The sequence below is a fragment of the Chryseobacterium sp. Leaf405 genome (assembly GCF_001425355.1).
GTDB lineage: Bacteria > Bacteroidota > Bacteroidia > Flavobacteriales > Weeksellaceae > Chryseobacterium.
Window position 1 is genome coordinate 36,102 of record NZ_LMQN01000007.1, and the last position, 20,593, is coordinate 56,694.

Here is a 20,593-nt window from a genome sequence, read left to right on the forward strand (position 1 = left end):
ATTAAGTTTAATGTATAATTTGTTTATTAGTTTAATTACATTGAGATGAATCTAAAATAGTTCTCCCGGATTTCTCGGAATAGCAATATTTAAATGCTTATAAGCTTTATCGGTAACTTCACGACCTCTTGGCGTCCGGATGATAAATCCTTCCTGAATTAAAAACGGTTCATAAACTTCTTCCAGCGTTTCAGGATTTTCTGCAATAGATGTTGCCAACGCCGAAATTCCCACAGGTTTTCCTTTGAAGTTTTCAATCATAACACGCATAATTTTGTTGTCCATTTCATCCAATCCAAATTCATCAACATTTAATGAATTTAAAGCATATTTTGTAATGTTGATCTCAATTTCGCCATTCCCTTTTATCTCAGCGAAATCACGGACTCTTCTTAGAAGTGCATTGGCAATTCTGGGTGTTCCACGGCTTCTTCTTGCAATTTCAATCGCTGCGTCTTCATATATTTTCACCCCTAAAACCCTTGCGCTTCTGATGATGATCATGGATAATAATTCAATGGTATAATATTCCAATCTGCTTTGGATCCCGAACCTTGCCAACATTGGCTTGGTCAGCATTCCGCTTCTTGTTGTTGCACCAACCAAGGTAAAAGGATTCAGACCAATCTGAACACTTCTTGCATTCGGACCGGTTTCTAACATAATATCGATTTTATAATCCTCCATTGCAGAATATAGATATTCTTCCACAACGGGAGAAAGTCGGTGAATTTCATCAATGAAAAGCACGTCATTTTCTTCCAGATTGGTTAATAATCCGGCTAAACTTCCGGGCTTATCCAATACAGGACCGGATGTAATTTTACAGTTCACATCAAGCTCATTCGCAATAATATTCGCTAAAGTTGTTTTACCCAAACCGGGTGGACCATGCAGTAAAACATGATCAAGCGCGCCACCACGTTTCTTGGCAGCAGTTACAAATACCTCTAGATTTTCTAAAGTTTTTCTCTGTCCTGCAAAATCTTTAAAGCTCTGCGGACGAATCTGTTCTTCCTGTATGAGCTCGTCATGGGAATAATTGTCTTTGTCTGGATGTAAAAAATCAGGCATTAATTCAATTTCATTTACTGTAAAGATAATGAATTTAGGTTAAGATTTAAAGACCGAGAGATAGTAAAAAATTAAGATTTGAGCGCGACAGATATTTTAAGTATTTTTGAGAGAGAAAATTTTAAAGATAAAAATTCTTAGCTCATAATGATATTGAGGTTCTTTGTAAAGTAAATAAAATATCAAATGTAGCTTTGTTTTTATCTGAATTTTAGCTTTAAACTAAATAAATGAAATTAATTGGTCCTTTCAGGCAAGTCGTAACCCTTGCCAATCTTCCGTTAAGAGGAAAACTTTCTGATGATCAACTTGAAATTATTGTTGATGGCGGAATTATAGTCAATAATGATAAAATTCAGCAAGTTGGAAATTTTGAAATATTAAAATCTGAAAATCAAGATATAGAAATCGAAGCCATTGAAGGTGAACAGGTTTTGCTTCCAGCTTTCGTAGATTCTCACACGCATATTTGTTTTGGTGGAAACCGAGCGAATGATTTTGCAATGCGAAATGCGGGGAAAACCTACCTTGAAATAGCGGAAAGTGGAGGTGGAATCTGGAGTTCAGTTCAGCATACGAGAAGTTCTTCGGAAAAAGAATTGTTGCAAACTTTATTGGAAAGAATCAATTTTCTAATTTCTCTTGGAATTACAACGATAGAAGTAAAAAGTGGTTATGGATTAGACGTTGAAAATGAGTTGAAAATGCTTAGAATCATTAAAAAAGCTCAGGGGCAGACAAAAGCGACTTTAGTTCCGACCTGTCTTTCTGCTCATTTGAAGCCAAGAGATTTTGAAGGAAGCAATAAAGAATACTTACAATATATTTTAACTGAAATTTTACCAAAAGTAAAAGAAGAAGGCCTTGCAAAACGTGTAGACATTTTTATTGAAAAGTCAGCGTTTCAGCCTGAAGAAAGCAAAGAGTTTTTGCTTAAAACTAAAGACTTGGATTTTGAAATTACGGTTCATGCAGACCAATTCACACCGGGAAGCTCAAGAATTGCCGTTGAGGTGGGTGCAAAGTCAGCGGATCATTTAGAAGCAACGATTGATGAAGATATTGAGTTTTTAGCAACATCAGAAACCGTTGCAACGGCTTTACCAGGCGCTAGTTTAGGGTTAGGAGAAAAATTTACTCCGGCAAGAAAATTATTGGATGCAGGAGCTATCGTTGCTATCGCAAGCGACTGGAATCCTGGTTCTGCACCGATGGGAAATCTGATTACTCAGGCTTCGATTTTGGCAACATTTGAAAAACTGACAACGGCTGAGGTGTTGGCAGGAATAACTTTCCGTTCTGCTTTCGCACTTAATTTGGAGGACAGAGGAAAATTAATGGAAGGATTAAAAGCAGATTTTGTAACTTATAGAACCAATAATTTTCAGAATATTCTTTATAATCAAGGGAGCTTGAAGGCAGAGAATGTTTATATTGATGGAGTTAAAATGTAACAATATTTAAAGACACTAAACACACAAAAAATTAAGACAAATTAAATTAATATGAACAATATCTGGCAGGGAAGATTAGACGGTGAAGAACTTCTTTACCATAGACTATTTCAAAGAGTAAAGGAAGAAAGTAATTACGATTTGATTTCAACTAATGATTTCGTTTTACACGGATTTGCGGTGGATGAAGGTGTTCGGAGGAATAGAGGAAGGCAAGGTGCAAAAGATGCTCCGGATATTATCCGAAAAAATATGTCTAATTTTCCCGTAATTCGTCCTGATTTTTCATTGCTTGATTTTGGAAATGTTACCTGCGATGATGGGAATCTTGAAAACACTCAGAATCATCTTGCCAAAAGTATTTCCAAAGTTTTACTGAAAGGAGGAAAATCACTCGTTTTGGGTGGCGGACATGAAGTGACTTACGCTCACTATTTAGGGGTAAAAACGGCTTTTCCGGAACAGAAAATAGGAATTATTAATATTGATGCACACTTCGACAACAGACAACCCGAAGAGGGAGTAGGAGCAAGTTCTGGAACAGGATTCTGGCAAATTGCTCAGGAAGGTGAAATTAATTCGTTACATATCGGGATTCAGCGAAATTCTAACACATTGAAATTATTTGATACTGCCCACCAATATGGAATGAAATACATTCTTGCCGACGAACTTTTTTTTGAAAATCTTCCCTCAATTTATCAGCGTATTAATGATCTTTTGGAGTCAGTTGATTTTGCTTATCTTACAATTTGTTCGGATGTTTTTAATGCTTCCATTGCTCCCGGAGTCTCGGCTTCAGCATACAATGGGATTTTTGCAGATGCGACATTTATGCATTTTTATCGTCATATTTTAAAAAATGAAAAGCTCATTGCGCTTGATGTGGCAGAGGTAAATCCGGTTTTTGATATTCAGGAAAGAACGGCAAGATTAGCAGCTTGCCTTGTCAATGAATGGTTTATCGTTTAAGAAAGAAAATCCTAAATTTGCGATAGAGAAAATCATTATTTTATTTCATATAAAGTAACTAATTTTGTATCTCTCAAAATGCTTTATATAAAGCAATCATAAATTCAATATTTTGAATTTCAAACAGAAATTATAGTATGGAACAATCAATTGAAAATAAACTTATCAAAGCAGATAAGGCATTTTCAGAATGGAGAAAAGTACCGTTCGAAGAAAAACAAAAACTTATTGCAAAAGCAGCAGGAATTTTAAAAACTCAATCTGAAAAGTTTGGAACAATCATTACGAAGGAAATGAATAAACCCATTTCTGAATCGATTGCAGAGGTAGAAAAATGTGCTTTAATGATGAATTATTATGCGGATGCTGAAAATATTTTAAAGCCTGAAAAAGTTGATTCCGAATTTGCTTATTCTGAAGTTCATTATGTTCCAAAAGGTGTAATTTTAGGAGTAATGCCATGGAATTTCCCTTTCTGGCAGGTATTGAGATTTGCCGTTCCTGCGATTTTGGCTGGAAATACGGTTGTTTTAAAACACGCTTCAATTTGTTTTGGAAGTGGTAACGCTATTGTGGATGTTCTTTTGGAAGCTGGTTTTCCGGAAGGAATTTTTCAGAATCTTGAAGTTGGACATAAAGATGTGAAGGAAATTCTTGAGCATGATGTTGTAAAGGGTGTAAGCCTTACAGGAAGCGGAAAAGCCGGAGGAGAAGTAGCATCAATTGCGGGTTTAAATATCAAAAAATCTTTACTTGAATTAGGGGGAAGTGATGCATTTATTATTTTTGAAGATGCTGATTTGGACGAAGCGGTAAAATCGGGAGTAAAATCTAGGCTTCAAAATTGCGGACAAACTTGTACTGCAGCCAAAAGATTTATCATTGATGAGAAAATTGAAGATCAATTTTTACCTAAATTTATTGAAGAGTATAAAAAATATGAAGTTGGTGATCCTTTAAACAAAGAAACTAAATTGGCAGGAATGGCAAGACCCGACTTAGCCGATGAGCTTGAGGCACAGTTTACCAGAGCTTTGGAAAACGGAGCAGAAATTATTATTCCTTTGGAAAGAATCTCGGAAACAGAATTTAAACCTGGTTTAATTCGTGTAAAAGAAGGAAATCCTATTTTACAGGAAGAACTTTTCGGACCTCTGGGAATGATTATGACTGCTAAAAATGATGAGGAGGTATTGAAAATTGCCAATGATATTCCTTTTGGACTTTCCAATTCTGTTTGGACTAAAAACAAAGATCGTCAGTTATTTTTCATCGAAAACCTTGAATCTGGAACTGTAAATATCAACAGAATGACCAGTTCGGATCCACGTTTTCCATTTGGTGGCAGCAAAGCTTCAGGTTATGGTACAGAACTTTCTTTATTGGCATTAAAGGAGTTTGTGACGGCCAAAACTATTGTTGGAAATTAATTAAAATAAAATTCAGACATAAAAAACTCCCGAAATATTCGGGAGTTTCTATTTTATAAAGAATAATGCTGGTTATTATCAGCTTATTTACTTAAACCGTAGTTAATCTCAACGTATTTGTTTTTCCGCCTTCGTAAGATGGAGTCGCATTGATATTGATTACAAAATCTCCAGCCTCAATAAATCCATAATTATGTGTTAACATATTTACCTGAATAATTGTCTCATCGGTAGATTTTTTCATGTCATAATAATAAGCATGAACTCCCCAAAGTAGGTTCAACATGTTGATAACTCTTTTATTTCCACTATAAACGATAATATGAGAATTAGGTCTGTGAGCTGCCAATTGGAACGCAGTATATCCTGAACTCGTTAATGTTACAATAGCAGAAACATTCGTAGTTTTTGCAATTCTTACTGCTGCAAGACAAACTCTGTTAGTAATGAATCTCTCATCAATACAGTTAAAGTCTTTTTCAATAGGTTCATTTTTGTGCTGATAAAAATTAGTCATTTCAATGTTCTTAACAATCTTTGACATATTCTCAACCACCTGAACAGGATATCTTCCTACAGAAGTTTCCCCTGAAAGCATCACGGCATCGGCTCCGTCTAATACAGAGTTTGCAACGTCGTTTACTTCAGCTCTTGTTGGCGTTAAGCTGTTAATCATCGTTTCCATCATCTGTGTAGCGATAATTACAGGCTTAGAAAAGAATCTTGCTTTTTCTACCAATGTTTTTTGGATGGCAGGAACTTCTTCCATCGGAACTTCTACACCTAAATCTCCACGTGCAACCATTAATCCGTCGCACTCTACCAGGATTTCTTCAATATTTTTAACCCCTTCCGGCTTTTCAATCTTTGCAATAATCGGAGTTTTCATTTTCCCGTTAGGATGTTTTGCTATTAATTCTTTCAAATCAATAATATCCTGAGCGTGACGTACGAATGAAAGTGCAATCCAGTCAACCTCCTGATCAAGCATGAAGTTAGCATCCTGAATATCTTTTTCCGTTAAAGCAGGGAGAGAAACGTTTGTATTAGGAAGGTTTACTCCTTTTTTAGAGCTTAATGGTCCTCCTTGTATTGTTTTTGCTCTTACGGTATCTTTTTCGTTGGTTTCAGTAACTTCCAATACCAATTTACCGTCGTCAATTAGAATTCTTTCACCCACTTTTACATCTTGTGGAAACTGTTGATAAGTCATAAAAACTTTCGTAGAATCTCCCTCAATTTTTTCATTGGTAAAAGTAAGGATGTCACCAGGATTAAGATAAGAACCTTCTTTTACAACACCTACTCGTAGTTTCGGACCTTGTAAATCTCCTAAAATACCAACAGAAAAGCCATATTCTTTATTAAGTTCTCTGATGATTTCGATATTTGAACGAACAAGGTCGTAATCTGCGTGCGAAAAATTGATTCTAAAAACATCAACACCTGCTCTCATTAATCCTAACATTACTTCTTTCGACGATGACGCCGGCCCAAGTGTTGCGATAATTTTTGTCTTCTTTAAATACTTATTCATAATACTGGATAATTTGATAAAGTTCCTCTTCAGAACCTAATGTATAATCTTGAATTGGAAACACAAGATTTTCAGGTAGCAAAATTACGGAAAAATCAGGAAACTGTTCCGAACTATGCAGAATATATTCTACATCTACCTGATTATTTAATAAAAATTTAATGTTTTCTTCTTCTGAGAAGAGTTCAGTCTGTATTTTTTTTTGCTTACTTTCAGAACATCTGTTTGAAATGAAAGTAAAACAGGTTTTTGTAAACTTATGGTAAGCTTCAAATCTTGAAAAATGATAATCATAATAAGCGCCTTGAAGAATGAAATCATCAATTCTTCTAAATGTCAGATCGTTTATTTGATTTATTTTGTAGAAAAACTCATGATCGGGTATATTCTTTGCTAATCTTACCAATCCTATGGCAATATCTTCAAATTCTGTATCATCAAGATCATAAAGTTTTTGGATTTCCAAGTATATTTTCTTTTTTGTTTAAAATATAAAATGCTCGCTGTGCTGCTTTCTCTTCCGCTTTTTTCTTGGAAGGTTCAGCTGCATTGGCAATCTTTTCTTCACCAAACCATACATGACAGCGAAAAACAACTGATTTATTCACCTGAATTTCTTCACAGGTTTCATATTTTATATTAAGCTTTTTTTTCTGACTCCATTCCAGCAAAAGACCTTTATAGCTCACGATTTTATTCTCAAGCTTATTGATTTCAGATGGCGTAAGAAGTCTCTCCAAAATGATTCTCTTACAAGTATCATAGTGGAAATCCAGATAAACAGCACCAATTAAAGCTTCGAATAAATTTCCGGAGATATTTTCGCCCAATGCTACGGAGCCTTGTTTTTGTAAAAGATCTGTAAGTCTTAAATCTTCTCCTAATTTATTAAGATTTTTCCTATTAACAATCTTAGATTTCATCTGCGTCAGATATCCTTCATTTGCTTTAGGATAAGTCTGGAACAGGTGACAAGAAATAATTGTACCCAAAACAGAATCTCCCAAAAATTCAAGTCTTTCGTAATTACTGTCTTGATTTTTAGAAGAACTTTTAAGAGAAAAGGCTTCGCGGTAGAGTGCAATATTCTGTACTTCAGATCCCAATATTTTTGTGAGCTCTGTAGTGAGAAAATAATCTCTCTCCGTTAATTGTCTTTTTCTTTTTTTGAGAAGGAATTTAGAAAAGTATTTCTGTAACTCCATTCATTGAATTTAGATTTTCGTAAATAGAACACAAGCGTTATGCCCACCAAACCCAAAAGTATTACTCATGGCTACTTTTACATCTTTCTTCGCAGCTTCGTTGAACGTAAAGTTCAGCCTACTGTCGATATTTTCATCATCAGTAAAATGGTTAATGGTAGGAGGAACAATACCATGAATAATCGTTCCCAACGCAGCAATAGCCTCAATAACTCCTGCAGCACCCAAAAGGTGACCCGTCATTGATTTTGTAGAATTAATCTGAATGTCGAAAGCATGCTCTCCTAATAATTTTGAAATTGCATTTGATTCTGCAATATCTCCTAATGGAGTAGAGGTACCATGCATATTGATGTGGTCTACTTCATCAGCAGTTAATCCTGCATCTTCAAGACAATTTTTCATTACTAAGTAAGCGCCTAATCCTTCAGGATGTGGAGCAGTCATGTGATGTGCATCTGCACTAAGACCACCTCCTTTTAATTCTGCATAGATCGTTGCACCACGTTTTACAGCGTGCTCATATTCTTCAAGGATAATTGACCCCGCACCTTCACCCAATACAAATCCATCTCTGTCTTTGTCAAAAGGTCTTGAAGCTGTTGTAGGATCATCATTTCTTGTAGAAAGTGCCATCATTGCATTGAATCCGCCGACACCACTTGCTGTAACGGCTGCTTCAGAGCCTCCGCAAACAATTACGTCTGCTTTACCCAATTGGATAAGCATTTTGGAATCAATTAAAGCATTTGCTGAAGATGCACATGCAGATACAGTTGTATAATTCGGACCATGGAAACCATATTCAATAGAAATATGCCCCGGTGTAATATCCGCAATCATTTTAGGAATAAAGAAAGGATTAAATCTTGGAATTTCGGTATTTGCCCATCCCAATACTTCGGTCTCGAAAGTCTCTAAGCCTCCGATACCAGACCCCCAGATTACTCCGACTCTGTTTTTATCTACATTGTCTTCAATAATTCTTGAATGTGCCACCGCTTCTCTGGCAGCAACTAAGCCAAGCTGAGTATTTCTATCCATTTTTTTAGCTTCTTTCTTATCGAAATGGTCTAATGGATTGAAATTTTTAACTTCGCAAGCGAATTTTGTTTTAAAGTTTGTGGCATCAAAAAGAGTAATTGGAGCGGCACCGCTCTCACCTTTTAAAAGATTTTCCCAGTATTCTTTTGCATTATTTCCAATAGGCGTTATTGCTCCAAACCCGGTTACAACTACTCTTTTTAATTCCATAAACTTTGTTTAATTTCTTTTTTGTTGAAGAATATTATTTATTTACTACTTCTTCGATATAAGCGATAGCGTGTCCTACAGTAGTAATTTTTTCAGCCTGATCATCAGGGATTTGAATGTTGAATTCTTTTTCAAATTCCATAATAAGTTCAACTGTATCTAAAGAATCAGCTCCTAAATCGTTAGTGAAGCTAGCCTCTGGAGTTACTTCTGTTTCTTCAACGTCAAGCTTATCAGCGATGATAGCTTTTACTCTTGATGCAATGTCTGACATAGTAAATTATTTTTTTTAATTGTTAGATGGTGCAAATATATAAAATTCTTTACGATAAAACATTTTTTTAGTCTTTTTTGTGGCTCGTAGATACGTATTTTGTGATATGTATGTTTAGTGTTTTAGTTTTCAGAGAGTTATATTTTAACATTTCATGTATTGGTTTTAGTTTAATTAAAATAAATTTTTAATCTATTCTCAATATAGTATTTAAGACTGATTTAAATTGAAAATACGATTGCTTTAATACTTTGATTCCTTTCAATAAATTACTTTTTAGATGGTATAATTTTGAAAAATGACTGTTTCAGAACAAAATATATAATCCGAATAATTACATTTGCACTCGCTAATTCTAATGTTTTGAAAAGTTTAAACTCGATATTCTGTGGATTCTAAATTATTGCCATAAATTTTAATGAAAAAATACATCTTACTGCTATTCCTTTTTATTTATATATCAAATTTCTCTCAGATAAAGGGAAAAGTTATTAAAGTAAAAGACGGGGATACTGTTGTTGTTCTTTTGGAAGACAATACTCAAGAAACGTTAAGGTTGGCTGAGGTTGACTGTCCTGAAAAAGGTCAATCTTTCGGTAAAAATGCAAAACAATTTACCAGTTCGAAAGTTTTTGAAAAAGAAGTCATATTTTACAGAACCGGAAAAGACAGATACAGACGTACAATTGCTAAAATCTTTTATAAGAATAATAAATATCTCTCTGCTGAAATCATAAAAGCTGGTTTTGGATGGTGGTATTATAAAGCATCAAAGAATAGCGAACTGCAAAAGATGCAGGATAAAGCGAAAGAAAAGAGGCTTGGTTTGTGGTCTGATCAAAAAGCTGTTTCGCCTTGGGAGTTTAGGGCGAGTAAGAAGAAAAAGAAAGTTTTATGATATTTAAGTAGATTGATTATTAAACAGAAAACCACTGAAATCTTTCAGTGGTTTTCTGTTTAATGTGGAGTTGGAGGGACTAAGTTTTTAAATCTGTTAAAATCTTGGTTAATTTATAAATGCTTTGTACAAGGGCTTCTTAGGGTTATTTAATTAATTTGAATTTATTGAAATTAAACTATATTTGAATTTTTTGGGTACAACTTTGGGTACAACTTTAAATTTTAATCATTTCAATTATGGCATCAGTAAGTTTTTTTATTAGAGGGAAAGTAGCAGATAAAGAAAGTACAATTTGGGCAAAGTTTAGAGATAAGGATATTGATATACGTCTTCCTGTTCCGTATTTGAGCTGTAAACCAAAAGAATGGAAAGAGGGAAGGTGTAAAATGCCGTCTAAAAAAATGCATAAAGATGATGCTGAAACTATAAACACCCGTCTTTCACAATTAGAAGCTAATATTATTTCAAGTTATACGGAGGATAATCCAGAAATCGATTTAAAAGGATGGCTGAAATCAATTATAGAACCTACAACTTTAAAAGCTGAAGATAATAACTATTCGGATGACGTGATTACTTTTATTGATACTTATATATCTTTAAAAAAAGATAGTGTTACGGAATCGACTATTAAGAAGGCTAATGTTGTTAAGCAATTAATGATAAGATATGTAGCTGATAGAAAAATCAGAAAGAAAACATTTAGAGGTTTAAAGTTTAAAGATTTAGATAATTCTTTTAGAATTGATTTTGAAGATTATTGTAATAAGGAGAGCTACAAGATTTCAACTACATATCGCAACCTTAAATTCTTAAAAATGATTTGTAAAGTTGCAGGTTCTTTTGATATTGACGTTCATAAGCATGCGGAATTATGGAAATTTGAAGTTGAGAAAGCAACAAAGCATATTCCCAAATCTATTTATTTAACATTTGAAGAATTAGATAAAATTGAACAGAAAGAAATGCCACATGATTATTTAGATAATGCAAGAGATTGGTTACTTATCTCTTGTTATACGGGTCAACGTGTGAGTGATTATATGAGATTTAATTCCTCAATGATTATTGAGGATAGTGACGGACAAAAATACATTGAATTTACCCAACAAAAGACTAATGCCAAAATGCAAATTCCTTTATTAAAAAAGGTTCAGGATATTTTAGCAAAACGAAATGGAGAGTTTCCACGAAAAATATCGGATGTAAAACTAAATCTTTATATTAAGAATGTATGTGAGATTGCTGAAATAGATGAGATTGTATACAATGGTAGAACTGAGACGATAGAAAAAGATGGGAAGAGTATTACACGCAAAGTTTTTGGCAATTTTCCTAAACATAAACTTGTTACATCTCATATAGGAAGAAAAAGTTTTGCTTCTAACTTTTATGAGAAAATTCCTACTACTTATTTGCTTAATTTTACAGGGCACACAACAGAAAAACAGCTTTTAGCATATATCAATAAAACAGAAGTAGAAAAGGCAAAGTCAACTGCAAAAATATTTAACAGTTTAGGGTATTAATAATTATTGTATGATTAGTATAGAATCGAAAAGAGGAATGGCATTAGATTTCATTGTTTATTTAATAGCTGTTGAAGCCCCTGTTTCAAATCATGGCATACATGAGTTTTTTTTACAAAAATTTGAAATACAAAAATCTGAAAATGTTAATATTGAAAACATAAAAGCAAAGTTAGATTCTTTATCACCTTTTTTTCAGTTCGGTATTGAAAATATGATACTTTCAGAAACAGTCAATGACTTGTTATCATATTACCCAAAAGAACTATCTCCACAAAAGACTGAAAATTCAGCAGATTGTAATGTGGATTATTTTGACTATCTCAACCGTTTTATAGATATAAGTACGATAATTGTTAATGACGAATATATTGATTTTTATGATATTCAATCATCAATTGAAGAAAATTATAATGATGAAGAAATTAATAATATTTTAAATGCGGTTAATTCTATCATTACATCTAACGAATTATACAAACAGAAAAAGAACCAATTTGAAACTTTTTCAATTAATCAATTTGAAATTAATTTAGCATCTATTAAGGAGCATTTTGAAAACTATTTTATGTTGCGAACTGTATCTCCAGATGTTTACATAAGTTACTATGCATCGCTCATATTTTCTTTGAATAAAAGAGCGTCAAATTTTCTTAATCGTTTTATTAGAGAAACCAATGGAGTATCAGAATCAATAGTTATTAATAAATATTTTAATAGCAAAAATTTTAAAAGCAAAGAATACTTAGATTATCAAATTGATGAAAATGAAAAATTACTTTTTCAGTATTCATTTGAAGTTCCACAACTTGATGGTTTTTTTACAAAGAATAATAAATCTTCAACTATTTCTTTACAAGCTTCTCTTAAAAATTACCTTAGCATATTAAGTGCTTCTGAATTACTACAAAATACAAATCTCACAGGGATTAATCCCCACCAATATTTAGAATTAAATGCTGAACATTCTCTTTACGGAATGAAATTAAAATACCTGAATTTTCTGAGGTATGGAGACATAATTCATTCACAGGAAGATAAAGTTCTTGAGAATAATTTGGAAGAGTTAATGGTTGAAAAATCTGATTTTACCGAATATCTTAAATCTAAAAATTTTGATACTGACAAAATTAAAATTATTTTAAACGCATTGTCTGAAAATAAATATAGTAGCATTGGTATTAAGGAAATAGAATTTAAAAATGATATTTATTTCTTTAGGTTTTGCTATTTCTTTTACGTTTTTGATTATTTCCAAGATATTGAAGGAAAGAAATTTGATACAATTGCTTCCTTTGAAAAAATTACTAAATTCAATACGGATAATAGGAGAGAAGTTAAGCAACAATACCATAGGAATTTCATTGAAATTGACAATTCAAATGGTAAACACTTTCCTTTCTCAGCTAAATCCACGGATGCTTTTCTTTCAGAAATTGAATATTCATTAAGAATTGATAGGGAAAAATTAAAACCTATTCCAATGTTGAAAAAATATTAAATTTTTCTATCTGATAATCATTTAGTTATGTTTAGCTAAATGAAAAATATTTTCCCTAAATTTTCCCTATTTCCCCTCTCCCTATACTTGCATCATAATAACAAACAAAAAATATTATGACAAATTCAGCAATTCAATTGATACAAATAGATTTAGATTCTTTTGGTCAATTTATTCAAAAATTAGTGAGAGAGGAATTAGAAAAAGTTATACCTGCTCAATCAACGGAAAAAGAGTTTTATACTCGTGAAGAAACGACAAAACTTTTAGGGGTAAGCCTAACAACTTTGTTTCACTGGAATAATGACGGTACATTGAAAAATACTAAAATCGGCAAAAGAGTGTATTACTCAAAAGATGAAGTATTTTCAAAACTGAAACAAGCTTCTTAAAAACACACATCGGGAAATTCTAGACTACCCGAACATTTCTTAACTATTTACCACACTTTTTAAAGTTTAATCAAGACGCAGTTTGATTGCTGTGTGGGTATCTCTTTGTCATTTCAAAAGTAAAATTATGAGTAAATCAACAATAGAATGGACTTCCAAAACATGGAATCCAACAACAGGATGCACTATTTTCTCGAAAGAATGTGATAACTGTTATGCAAAAACTATGTCCAAAAGATTAGAAGCTATGGGACAGGAAAAATATAAACAAGGATTTGATGTTTTCGTAGAGCATCCCGATACATTGCAAGAACCTGATCGTTGGAAGAAACCTGCTATGGTATTTGTAAATAGTATGTCAGATCTATTTCATAAAGACTGTACCCCTGAATTTCTGAAAAAGATATTTCAAACCATGAATAGAAACCTAAAACATACCTATCAGGTATTGACCAAGAGGGATGATAATCTTTTGAAATTATCCGATCAGCTAACTTGGACAGATAATATTTGGATGGGTGTCTCTGTAGGGAGTGTTGTAAGTGTACGAAAAATAGACCGATTGAGAGAATGCGGAGCAAAAAATAAGTTTCTTTCAATAGAACCTTTGATCGAAGAATTACCAGATCTTGACTTGACAGGAATTGACTGGGTAATTGTAGGTGGTGAAAGTGGATCGGGTAACATAAGACCTATGAAAAAAGAATGGGCACTTAAAATCAAGAAAAATTGTGAAGATCACAATGTGTCTTTTTTCTTTAAACAGTGGGGAAAGGTGAAGTTTAATCCTGATCCGAATGATCCAACTATCAATAAACATCACCCTTACCGTGCCAAAGGAGGCTGTATGCTCGATGGCAAACTTTATCTTAATAATCCTACTGAATCTTTAAAAAACACAACTTTATGACACCAAAAACAATACAATTATTCAACAACGAATATTACGTTATCTATCAACACGGAAACCTTACTACTATTTGGGAATTACAAGCTCACCTTTCAATAGCTGACTCAGCAACATACAATCAATTAAAGCACGACATTAAGCAAAACGGTGTTCATAATCCTATTTTGTATTACACCCTAGGGGACGGAATCAAACTTGTTCTTGACGGTCATTCACGGTTAAAAGCCTGTATAGAACTTAAAATATCGAATTTTCCAACAAAAGAAATCAAAGAAGATTTTGAAACTCTTTCAGATATTCAGTTTTGGATGGTTAAAAATCAATGTCAGAGAAGAAATCTTACGCCTGTGGAAAAATTAAAATTTGCCTGTTTACATGAAGAAACTATTGTAAAAAAAGCAAAAGAAAATCTTTCTAAAGCTGGTAGAGGTGATAATGTGAAAGATAAAATTGATACTATTTTGGAAATTTCCAAATTGGCGGGTATTGGTAGAACTACCACAGCTAGATATAGAAGTGTAATAAATAGTGGCTTCTATGGTATTATCAGGCAAATGATGAATGGAAATTTAAGTATAACTACTGCATATAATCAGGTTCAGGAAAAATTGAAAGTAGGAGTAAATGAAATAAATATTATTTCAGAAATTTATGACATGTTAGAATGCGAATCAAAGCAAAAACATACTGATAAATTTAAAACACAAGAACCAAAATATGTGAATGATATTCATAACGGTTTGCATCTTTTAAGAGATGATGAAGTTGAATATTTTATTATGACAAAAGATAAAAATAAATTATCTCAAAAACTAAATGGCAAGTATGCTGTATTTATCATGGAACAATAACCTTATACACACGGGTACAAGGCTGGGAAAACAAAATCTTTTTACTACGACATCGCACAACTCTGCATGCGCATACCGTAAAAGCCTTGTAAGTTCCTCAAAAATCAACTAAAACTTTACCAAATAAATACTCTAAAGACATGGCAAAAAAGCTATGTACAGCTCTCGCTATGCCTTTTTTTATAACATTATGATAAATAAAATAGATTATTGTACTAATCGTGCTATTACAGGTTCATTCGAAAATATTCAAGAAGTAGTAGAATTTATCCGTAATCCACCACCCGAACATCTTAGAAAGGTTGAATATGCCCGAACTTTAGAGCGAGGTTCTGAGGAGTATAAGACAATAAAAATCCATAAACTTCCTGCAATTACCATAAATTTTAACTTTTCGGATAGCTATATTACAGGAAAAAACGTAGTGGAATCAACAGGCTATCTGTATATTGATGTTGATAATATGACTGAGCAGAATTTTGATATTAATATAGCTTATGTATGTGCTTATTGGAGAAGCTTATCCGATACAGGATTAACTTTAGTAGTAAAAGTGGATGGTTTAACACCTGATAACTTTAAGATTGTCACTCAGGAGATTGCAAAGCTACTGGATATACCTTTTGATAAATATGCAGTATCAATTGATAGGCTTACTGTATTATCATACGACCCGAATGCTTACCATAATGATAATGTAGAGGTTTTTCCTGTTGCGGAAATGATGCCTACGCAGTCTGTAGAACTTGTGCAGGATAATTTGACAATAGATACAGAAAAAAGTACCCAATATAATACTATTTTAAAAACTAATACAATAGGGTATGATTATATTGGGTATAAATTAAGATTTAACAATTTAGATGAGTTACTGCAACACTATGATATTATTTTTGATGAAAACGGTTTGTATGATTTTGGTAGGGAGAATAAGCTTAAATATTCATTAATATATGTTCCATTCAGAAAAATAGTTGAAGGAGAAAGAGAAAATATCCTAAAAAGCATAGCATATCAGTTAATTGCCTTGAATAAAACAGCGGACAAAGATTTGATACTAAAATATCTGTATGCAATTAATTACGGCAAAATGAGTCCGCCCCTTGAAAATCGTGAAATTGAGACAACGGTTAATAAGATTTATAAAAACTTAAATGAGGTTGAACCTTTCCTAAATGCTGAAAGAAGATTTATTTATGACAAGTCCAAAAACTTTACACCAACTGAAAAAAGAAGACTGAATATTAAAAAAGTTCATCAAGATAGAACAAATAAAACTCAATCAGAGCTTTTGGAAGTAATGAAAAACTGGGATCTTGATTTACATGGAAAAATGACCATAAAAAAATTGGCAAAAGTAGCTATTAAAGATCCAAAGACTGTTCAAAAATATTATACTAAATTGAAAAAAGAGATTTTACAGGATTTAGACTATGGGCAAATTCAGATTGCAATAACTCAAAAAATATTATTTAAAAAATTTGTCAAATGAATCCATTATTGAAAGATTTAGATGATTTAATGAAATATGATTTACAGGAAATCTTAAAAATTAATAGTTATATTATTCAATTAGATTTGATATGCTTCGAATATGACTCAAAAAGGTTGGTAATTTGAGCACAAAAGATAATTTCATATGATATTAATTTTAATTATTAGAAGAAAAGTTATATATTTTTATAAATATAATTTATGAAAAACATTTATGATCCATGTAATTGTGGAAGTGGGAAAAAGATAAAATTCTGCTGTGGTATAAAAGGGAATAATGATACTAAATTTAACTTATCGACATATATAAATAATAATAATTCAACAGAATTGCTGAAAATTTTTGCTTTATTACAGGTTTTACCAGAGAATAGTTCGAAAATATTAAGACTTCAGAATATACAAAAAGTTATTTTACAGAATTTAAATACGAATCATGATGCTATTAATTATGAAATTCTCAGAAATGTTGTAAAGAAAAATTTTCCACCGCTTGAACATGAAGATCCTAATGAATGTTGCTTTGTTGAAAACATAATGTTTTTCAATGGAAATAATTTGGTGTTTACTGGGATTACAGATAATACGCGTGAGATAAATCAATATATAATTGATAGCATAATTTCTGACAATGATAAAATATCATCTGAATGTAAAAAAGAAATTTTTGATGGTATAAAATTTCTTTTGCATATTCATCATGAAATAGCACTTAAACTTAACATAAAAAGAAACGAATTTATTGAGAATTACAATGAAGTATTAGAATTCCCTTCTAACGAAAACTTAGAGAACTATAAAGATTTATTCGTTTTTAAACCAGAGAGTATTGATAAAATCTGCATTGATAATGAAATAGATAAAAATATAATCAATGAATTTTTATTAGATATAAAAGTTCTTAACTCAACTGATGATATACTTGATTTAGATTTACTAAAGAGACCATTTATTAATTATAATGGAATGTACTATTTGTATTTACCATCTGCCGAAATGCATGTGCTAAACCAATTTGTAGTTAGTAAGTTAAAGAAATATAATGAGTTGAAAAAATTTGAGGCAACTTTCTATGATCATTTTAGATATATGTCAATTAAAACATTTCTTAAAATGTCTTGGACTCTTAATGATCATTTTGAACATTTTGATATATTTCAATTTGATACTAATAAATTCGCAATTGTGGAATATAGAGTATCTGACTCTACCTTTAATACAAAAACTATTATTGATTTTGTAGAAAGTCAAAATAAGAGTGATGAGTTTATTTACATTACACTAGTGGGAATTTTTGATAAAAAAGGTTTTGGTTATATTGAGCAAAAAAAAATAAATGGTATTAAATACTCATTCATGCTAACTTTAATGGAGTTAAATATTCTAATTGTACTATGGGATCTAAATAGATTATCAATATGGAAATATTTAGTTGCAGATGATATAAGAAATAAAGAAAGTATTCTAATTCCTAATTTATATAATATTCTTGTTAAATATTATTGGTATCAAAAAAATAATTATTCATTTTTACCTAATGATAAAGCGACCCCAGAGCTTATACATTTTGATTTTAAACTTCAAGGTGCTCAGGCTATAAATGCTATACAGAAAACTGATAAACATGTGGTTTTGTTTTATGAGTTAAACGGAGATTTAGTTTTTCGATCAGTTACAAGAACCGAAACTTACGCACCAATTTATTTATCTGAAAATTTTATTAATGGATGGCTTGAAATTGTTTTAGAAAGATATAATTTTCCTATATGGATTACTAGCACTTTAAGATATGATTCTCTAACTAAAAACTTTGCAGATTCTATTCTTTATTGGTTAAATAAATTTTATCCAGAATTGAAAAATTATATTGATAATTATAAATATCCAATAAATGTAGAACTGAGATTTGATGTTGCATTCCATAATTTGGATGGTTTTGATTTTAATCACATAAAAGACTTTTCAAAATCGAGCTTAGATTATATAATAGATTATGAAGTAAAAAAAATATCAATTGATATTCCATTTGCCATGTATAATTTATTTAAAAAAAATGATAATTCTGGAGAAAAAGTATTGTTGCAAACTGTTTTAATAGGTATATCTGATCTTTTAAATTATGATGATATTTCTCTCTCTCAAGATAATATCGATACAATTTTTTCAGAATTTATGCCATTAAGTATGGCTAAAATGATAATTGCTTATGATAATTATGATAACATAAGATATGATAATAGATTTATTCCTCAGCCAAGATATTTGGAGGAGGCTGACACATCAATAATTTTGCAAAATTTAATTAGTTGGGGTAATATAAATATTTCAACAACATTTGATACTAGAGACAAAAAGATTGAGATTTGTAATTTTATTATCAAAACATTAATAGACAAAGTATCAGATATCTTGGTCAATTATAATACAATCGATTTAATACAATTTGTAATGTTACGGAACGAATCTCTACTACATCAACATTCATTTAGCAAAATAAGGATGGTTACATATTATGAATGTTTTAAAGATCATATTGATGCCTTTAATGATTTTTTAGAAAAAGATAATAGAAATGTTAGGACAAGACATGCTACTCGCGGATTAATTGAGTTTATATTGGCCGAAAAACATCTTGGGACTAAAATGCCAAATGATAACGACATAGATTTTCTTACATCATTGCTAGATGAGATTTCTTTTTTTGGAAATATGCTAGATTCAATTAAATTTGAATTTAATGATCCTGATATGTCTATATTACCATCAAAGAGACTTGGTATTAATTATAGTTTTCATAATAAAGTAAATCAGTATAATTTAGAAATGAAAAAGGATGAACATATAGATTCTATAAACTATTTTACTGATATATATGAAGATCATAGTGACCAAAGTGCTTATTATAATAAAATAAATAAGATATATGATGAAGACCTTGGAATAGCCCTATTTAAAATCATTGCAACATATGATAAACTATCTAGATTTATTTTAGAAAATAAAGTATCCGTATATGTATTTAAGACTTCTGATTTTCATCTCTTTTTAAAGCAGGAATGTGAATTGACGGAAAAGGAAATTCATGGGTTCATAAATAATTTTGTTTTAACGTCGAGAGGTGAGATCAGTAAACCTCCACAAAATTATCAATATTCAGATATTCAGCCTTGGAGATATAATAGATCTTTATCTTATTTGATAAGACCAATTGTCTTTGTTGATGAATGTTATATAATTAGTGCAAGGCATTTATCTAGTTCAAGTGAAAACTATTTGGCGAAATTTATGGATGGAACTATTAAATATGATAAAAAACTAAAAGGACTTGCTAAACTTCAAGCAGAAAGAAATAAGATTAAGGGTACACAGTTTAGAAAAGAGGTTTATGAATGGTTGAAAAATGAATATAACAATTTAGAAATAATTCCGTATGAATTTAATATAAATCATAAAATAGCTGATAAGAACTATGGGGATATTGATATTTTAGCTTTTGATAAGAATAAAAAAATTATTTACTCCATTGAATGTAAAAATACTAAACAAGCAAAAATAATATATGAATTCACAACTAATATCAAAAATTATGTAGAAGATAAACTGCCATTACATAATAACAGGAGGATATGGTTAGAAAATAATCTTAAAAAAATGTCTATTGAATTCAAATATGATTTTACTGATTTTAAAGTTAAATCAATTCTAGTGTCCTCATATAAGCTTCCTTTAAATATGATTGGGAATATTAAAAATGTTGAAATATTTTCATTAAATGAATTAAAAAGAAAAGTAGTCACCTTCTAGTTCTTAAAATA

At 31.3% G+C, this 20,593-nt stretch carries 17 protein-coding genes; 11 read left to right on the forward strand and 6 right to left on the reverse strand.

Annotated features, from left to right (window positions below):
• Nucleotides 1-51: 51 nt before the first annotated feature.
• On the reverse strand, nucleotides 52-1,074 hold the full coding sequence (gene ruvB, locus ASG22_RS05195; protein WP_055981617.1) for a Holliday junction branch migration DNA helicase RuvB: 1,023 nt from the start codon (nucleotides 1,072-1,074) through the stop codon (nucleotides 52-54).
• Between the two features lie 230 nt (nucleotides 1,075-1,304).
• Here ruvB and hutI point away from each other — a divergent pair, with 230 nt between their 5' ends.
• From hutI to ASG22_RS05210, 3 genes are all read left to right on the forward strand, one after another.
• The gene (hutI, locus tag ASG22_RS05200; RefSeq protein WP_055981620.1) at nucleotides 1,305-2,528 is read left to right on the forward strand and encodes an imidazolonepropionase; all 1,224 of its coding nucleotides are present in this window, start codon (nucleotides 1,305-1,307) and stop codon (nucleotides 2,526-2,528) included.
• A gap of 51 nt (nucleotides 2,529-2,579) precedes the next feature.
• Complete coding sequence (gene hutG / locus ASG22_RS05205) at nucleotides 2,580-3,500, forward strand: formimidoylglutamase (RefSeq protein WP_055981623.1); 921 nt, start codon at nucleotides 2,580-2,582, stop codon at nucleotides 3,498-3,500.
• Between the two features lie 137 nt (nucleotides 3,501-3,637).
• A complete protein-coding gene (locus ASG22_RS05210; protein ID WP_055981626.1) occupies nucleotides 3,638-4,930 on the forward strand; it encodes an aldehyde dehydrogenase family protein in 1,293 nt (430 codons plus the stop codon).
• A gap of 91 nt (nucleotides 4,931-5,021) precedes the next feature.
• Here the strand turns inward: ASG22_RS05210 and pyk are convergent, their stop codons facing one another.
• The 5 genes from pyk to ASG22_RS05235 are packed head-to-tail and all read right to left on the reverse strand — an operon-like array spanning nucleotide 5,022 to nucleotide 9,200.
• Nucleotides 5,022-6,467, reverse strand: a complete 1,446-nt coding sequence (gene pyk, locus ASG22_RS05215) for a pyruvate kinase (RefSeq protein ID WP_055981629.1) — start codon at nucleotides 6,465-6,467, stop codon at nucleotides 5,022-5,024.
• Nucleotides 6,460-6,933, reverse strand: coding sequence for an IPExxxVDY family protein (locus tag ASG22_RS05220; RefSeq protein WP_055981632.1), 474 nt, complete (start codon nucleotides 6,931-6,933; stop codon nucleotides 6,460-6,462). The genes pyk and ASG22_RS05220 overlap by 8 nt, the downstream gene beginning before the upstream one ends.
• Nucleotides 6,911-7,672, reverse strand: a complete 762-nt coding sequence (gene rnc, locus ASG22_RS05225; protein ID WP_055981635.1) for a ribonuclease III — start codon at nucleotides 7,670-7,672, stop codon at nucleotides 6,911-6,913. The genes ASG22_RS05220 and rnc overlap by 23 nt, the downstream gene beginning before the upstream one ends.
• 9 nt (nucleotides 7,673-7,681) lie before the next feature.
• Complete coding sequence (gene fabF, locus ASG22_RS05230) at nucleotides 7,682-8,926, reverse strand: beta-ketoacyl-ACP synthase II (protein ID WP_055981637.1); 1,245 nt, start codon at nucleotides 8,924-8,926, stop codon at nucleotides 7,682-7,684.
• A gap of 34 nt (nucleotides 8,927-8,960) precedes the next feature.
• Complete coding sequence (locus ASG22_RS05235; RefSeq protein WP_002976354.1) at nucleotides 8,961-9,200, reverse strand: acyl carrier protein; 240 nt, start codon at nucleotides 9,198-9,200, stop codon at nucleotides 8,961-8,963.
• Between the two features lie 418 nt (nucleotides 9,201-9,618).
• Here ASG22_RS05235 and ASG22_RS05240 point away from each other — a divergent pair, with 418 nt between their 5' ends.
• From ASG22_RS05240 to ASG22_RS05275, 8 genes are all read left to right on the forward strand, one after another.
• Nucleotides 9,619-10,098, forward strand: coding sequence for a thermonuclease family protein (locus tag ASG22_RS05240; protein WP_055981640.1), 480 nt, complete (start codon nucleotides 9,619-9,621; stop codon nucleotides 10,096-10,098).
• Between the two features lie 239 nt (nucleotides 10,099-10,337).
• Nucleotides 10,338-11,630, forward strand: a complete 1,293-nt coding sequence (locus tag ASG22_RS05245) for a phage integrase SAM-like domain-containing protein (protein ID WP_055981642.1) — start codon at nucleotides 10,338-10,340, stop codon at nucleotides 11,628-11,630.
• Between the two features lie 10 nt (nucleotides 11,631-11,640).
• Nucleotides 11,641-13,131 carry a hypothetical protein gene (locus ASG22_RS05250; protein ID WP_055981645.1) on the forward strand — a complete coding sequence of 497 codons (1,491 nt, stop codon included), beginning with the start codon at nucleotides 11,641-11,643 and terminating at the stop codon, nucleotides 13,129-13,131.
• 116 nt (nucleotides 13,132-13,247) lie between these two features.
• On the forward strand, nucleotides 13,248-13,523 hold the full coding sequence (locus ASG22_RS05255; protein WP_055981647.1) for a helix-turn-helix transcriptional regulator: 276 nt from the start codon (nucleotides 13,248-13,250) through the stop codon (nucleotides 13,521-13,523).
• 127 nt (nucleotides 13,524-13,650) lie between these two features.
• Nucleotides 13,651-14,433, forward strand: a complete 783-nt coding sequence (locus ASG22_RS05260) for a DUF5131 family protein (protein WP_055981651.1) — start codon at nucleotides 13,651-13,653, stop codon at nucleotides 14,431-14,433.
• Nucleotides 14,430-15,284 (forward strand): ParB/RepB/Spo0J family partition protein, encoded by an 855-nt coding sequence (locus ASG22_RS05265; RefSeq protein ID WP_055981653.1) that lies wholly within the window; start codon nucleotides 14,430-14,432, stop codon nucleotides 15,282-15,284. The genes ASG22_RS05260 and ASG22_RS05265 overlap by 4 nt, the downstream gene beginning before the upstream one ends.
• Nucleotides 15,285-15,474: 190 nt before the next feature.
• A complete protein-coding gene (locus ASG22_RS05270) occupies nucleotides 15,475-16,776 on the forward strand; it encodes a BT4734/BF3469 family protein (protein ID WP_055981656.1) in 1,302 nt (433 codons plus the stop codon).
• Nucleotides 16,777-16,979: 203 nt separating this feature from the next.
• Entirely contained in the window at nucleotides 16,980-20,582 is a 3,603-nt protein-coding gene (locus tag ASG22_RS05275) for a YecA family protein (RefSeq protein ID WP_055981659.1), read from the forward strand.
• Nucleotides 20,583-20,593 lie beyond the last annotated feature (11 nt).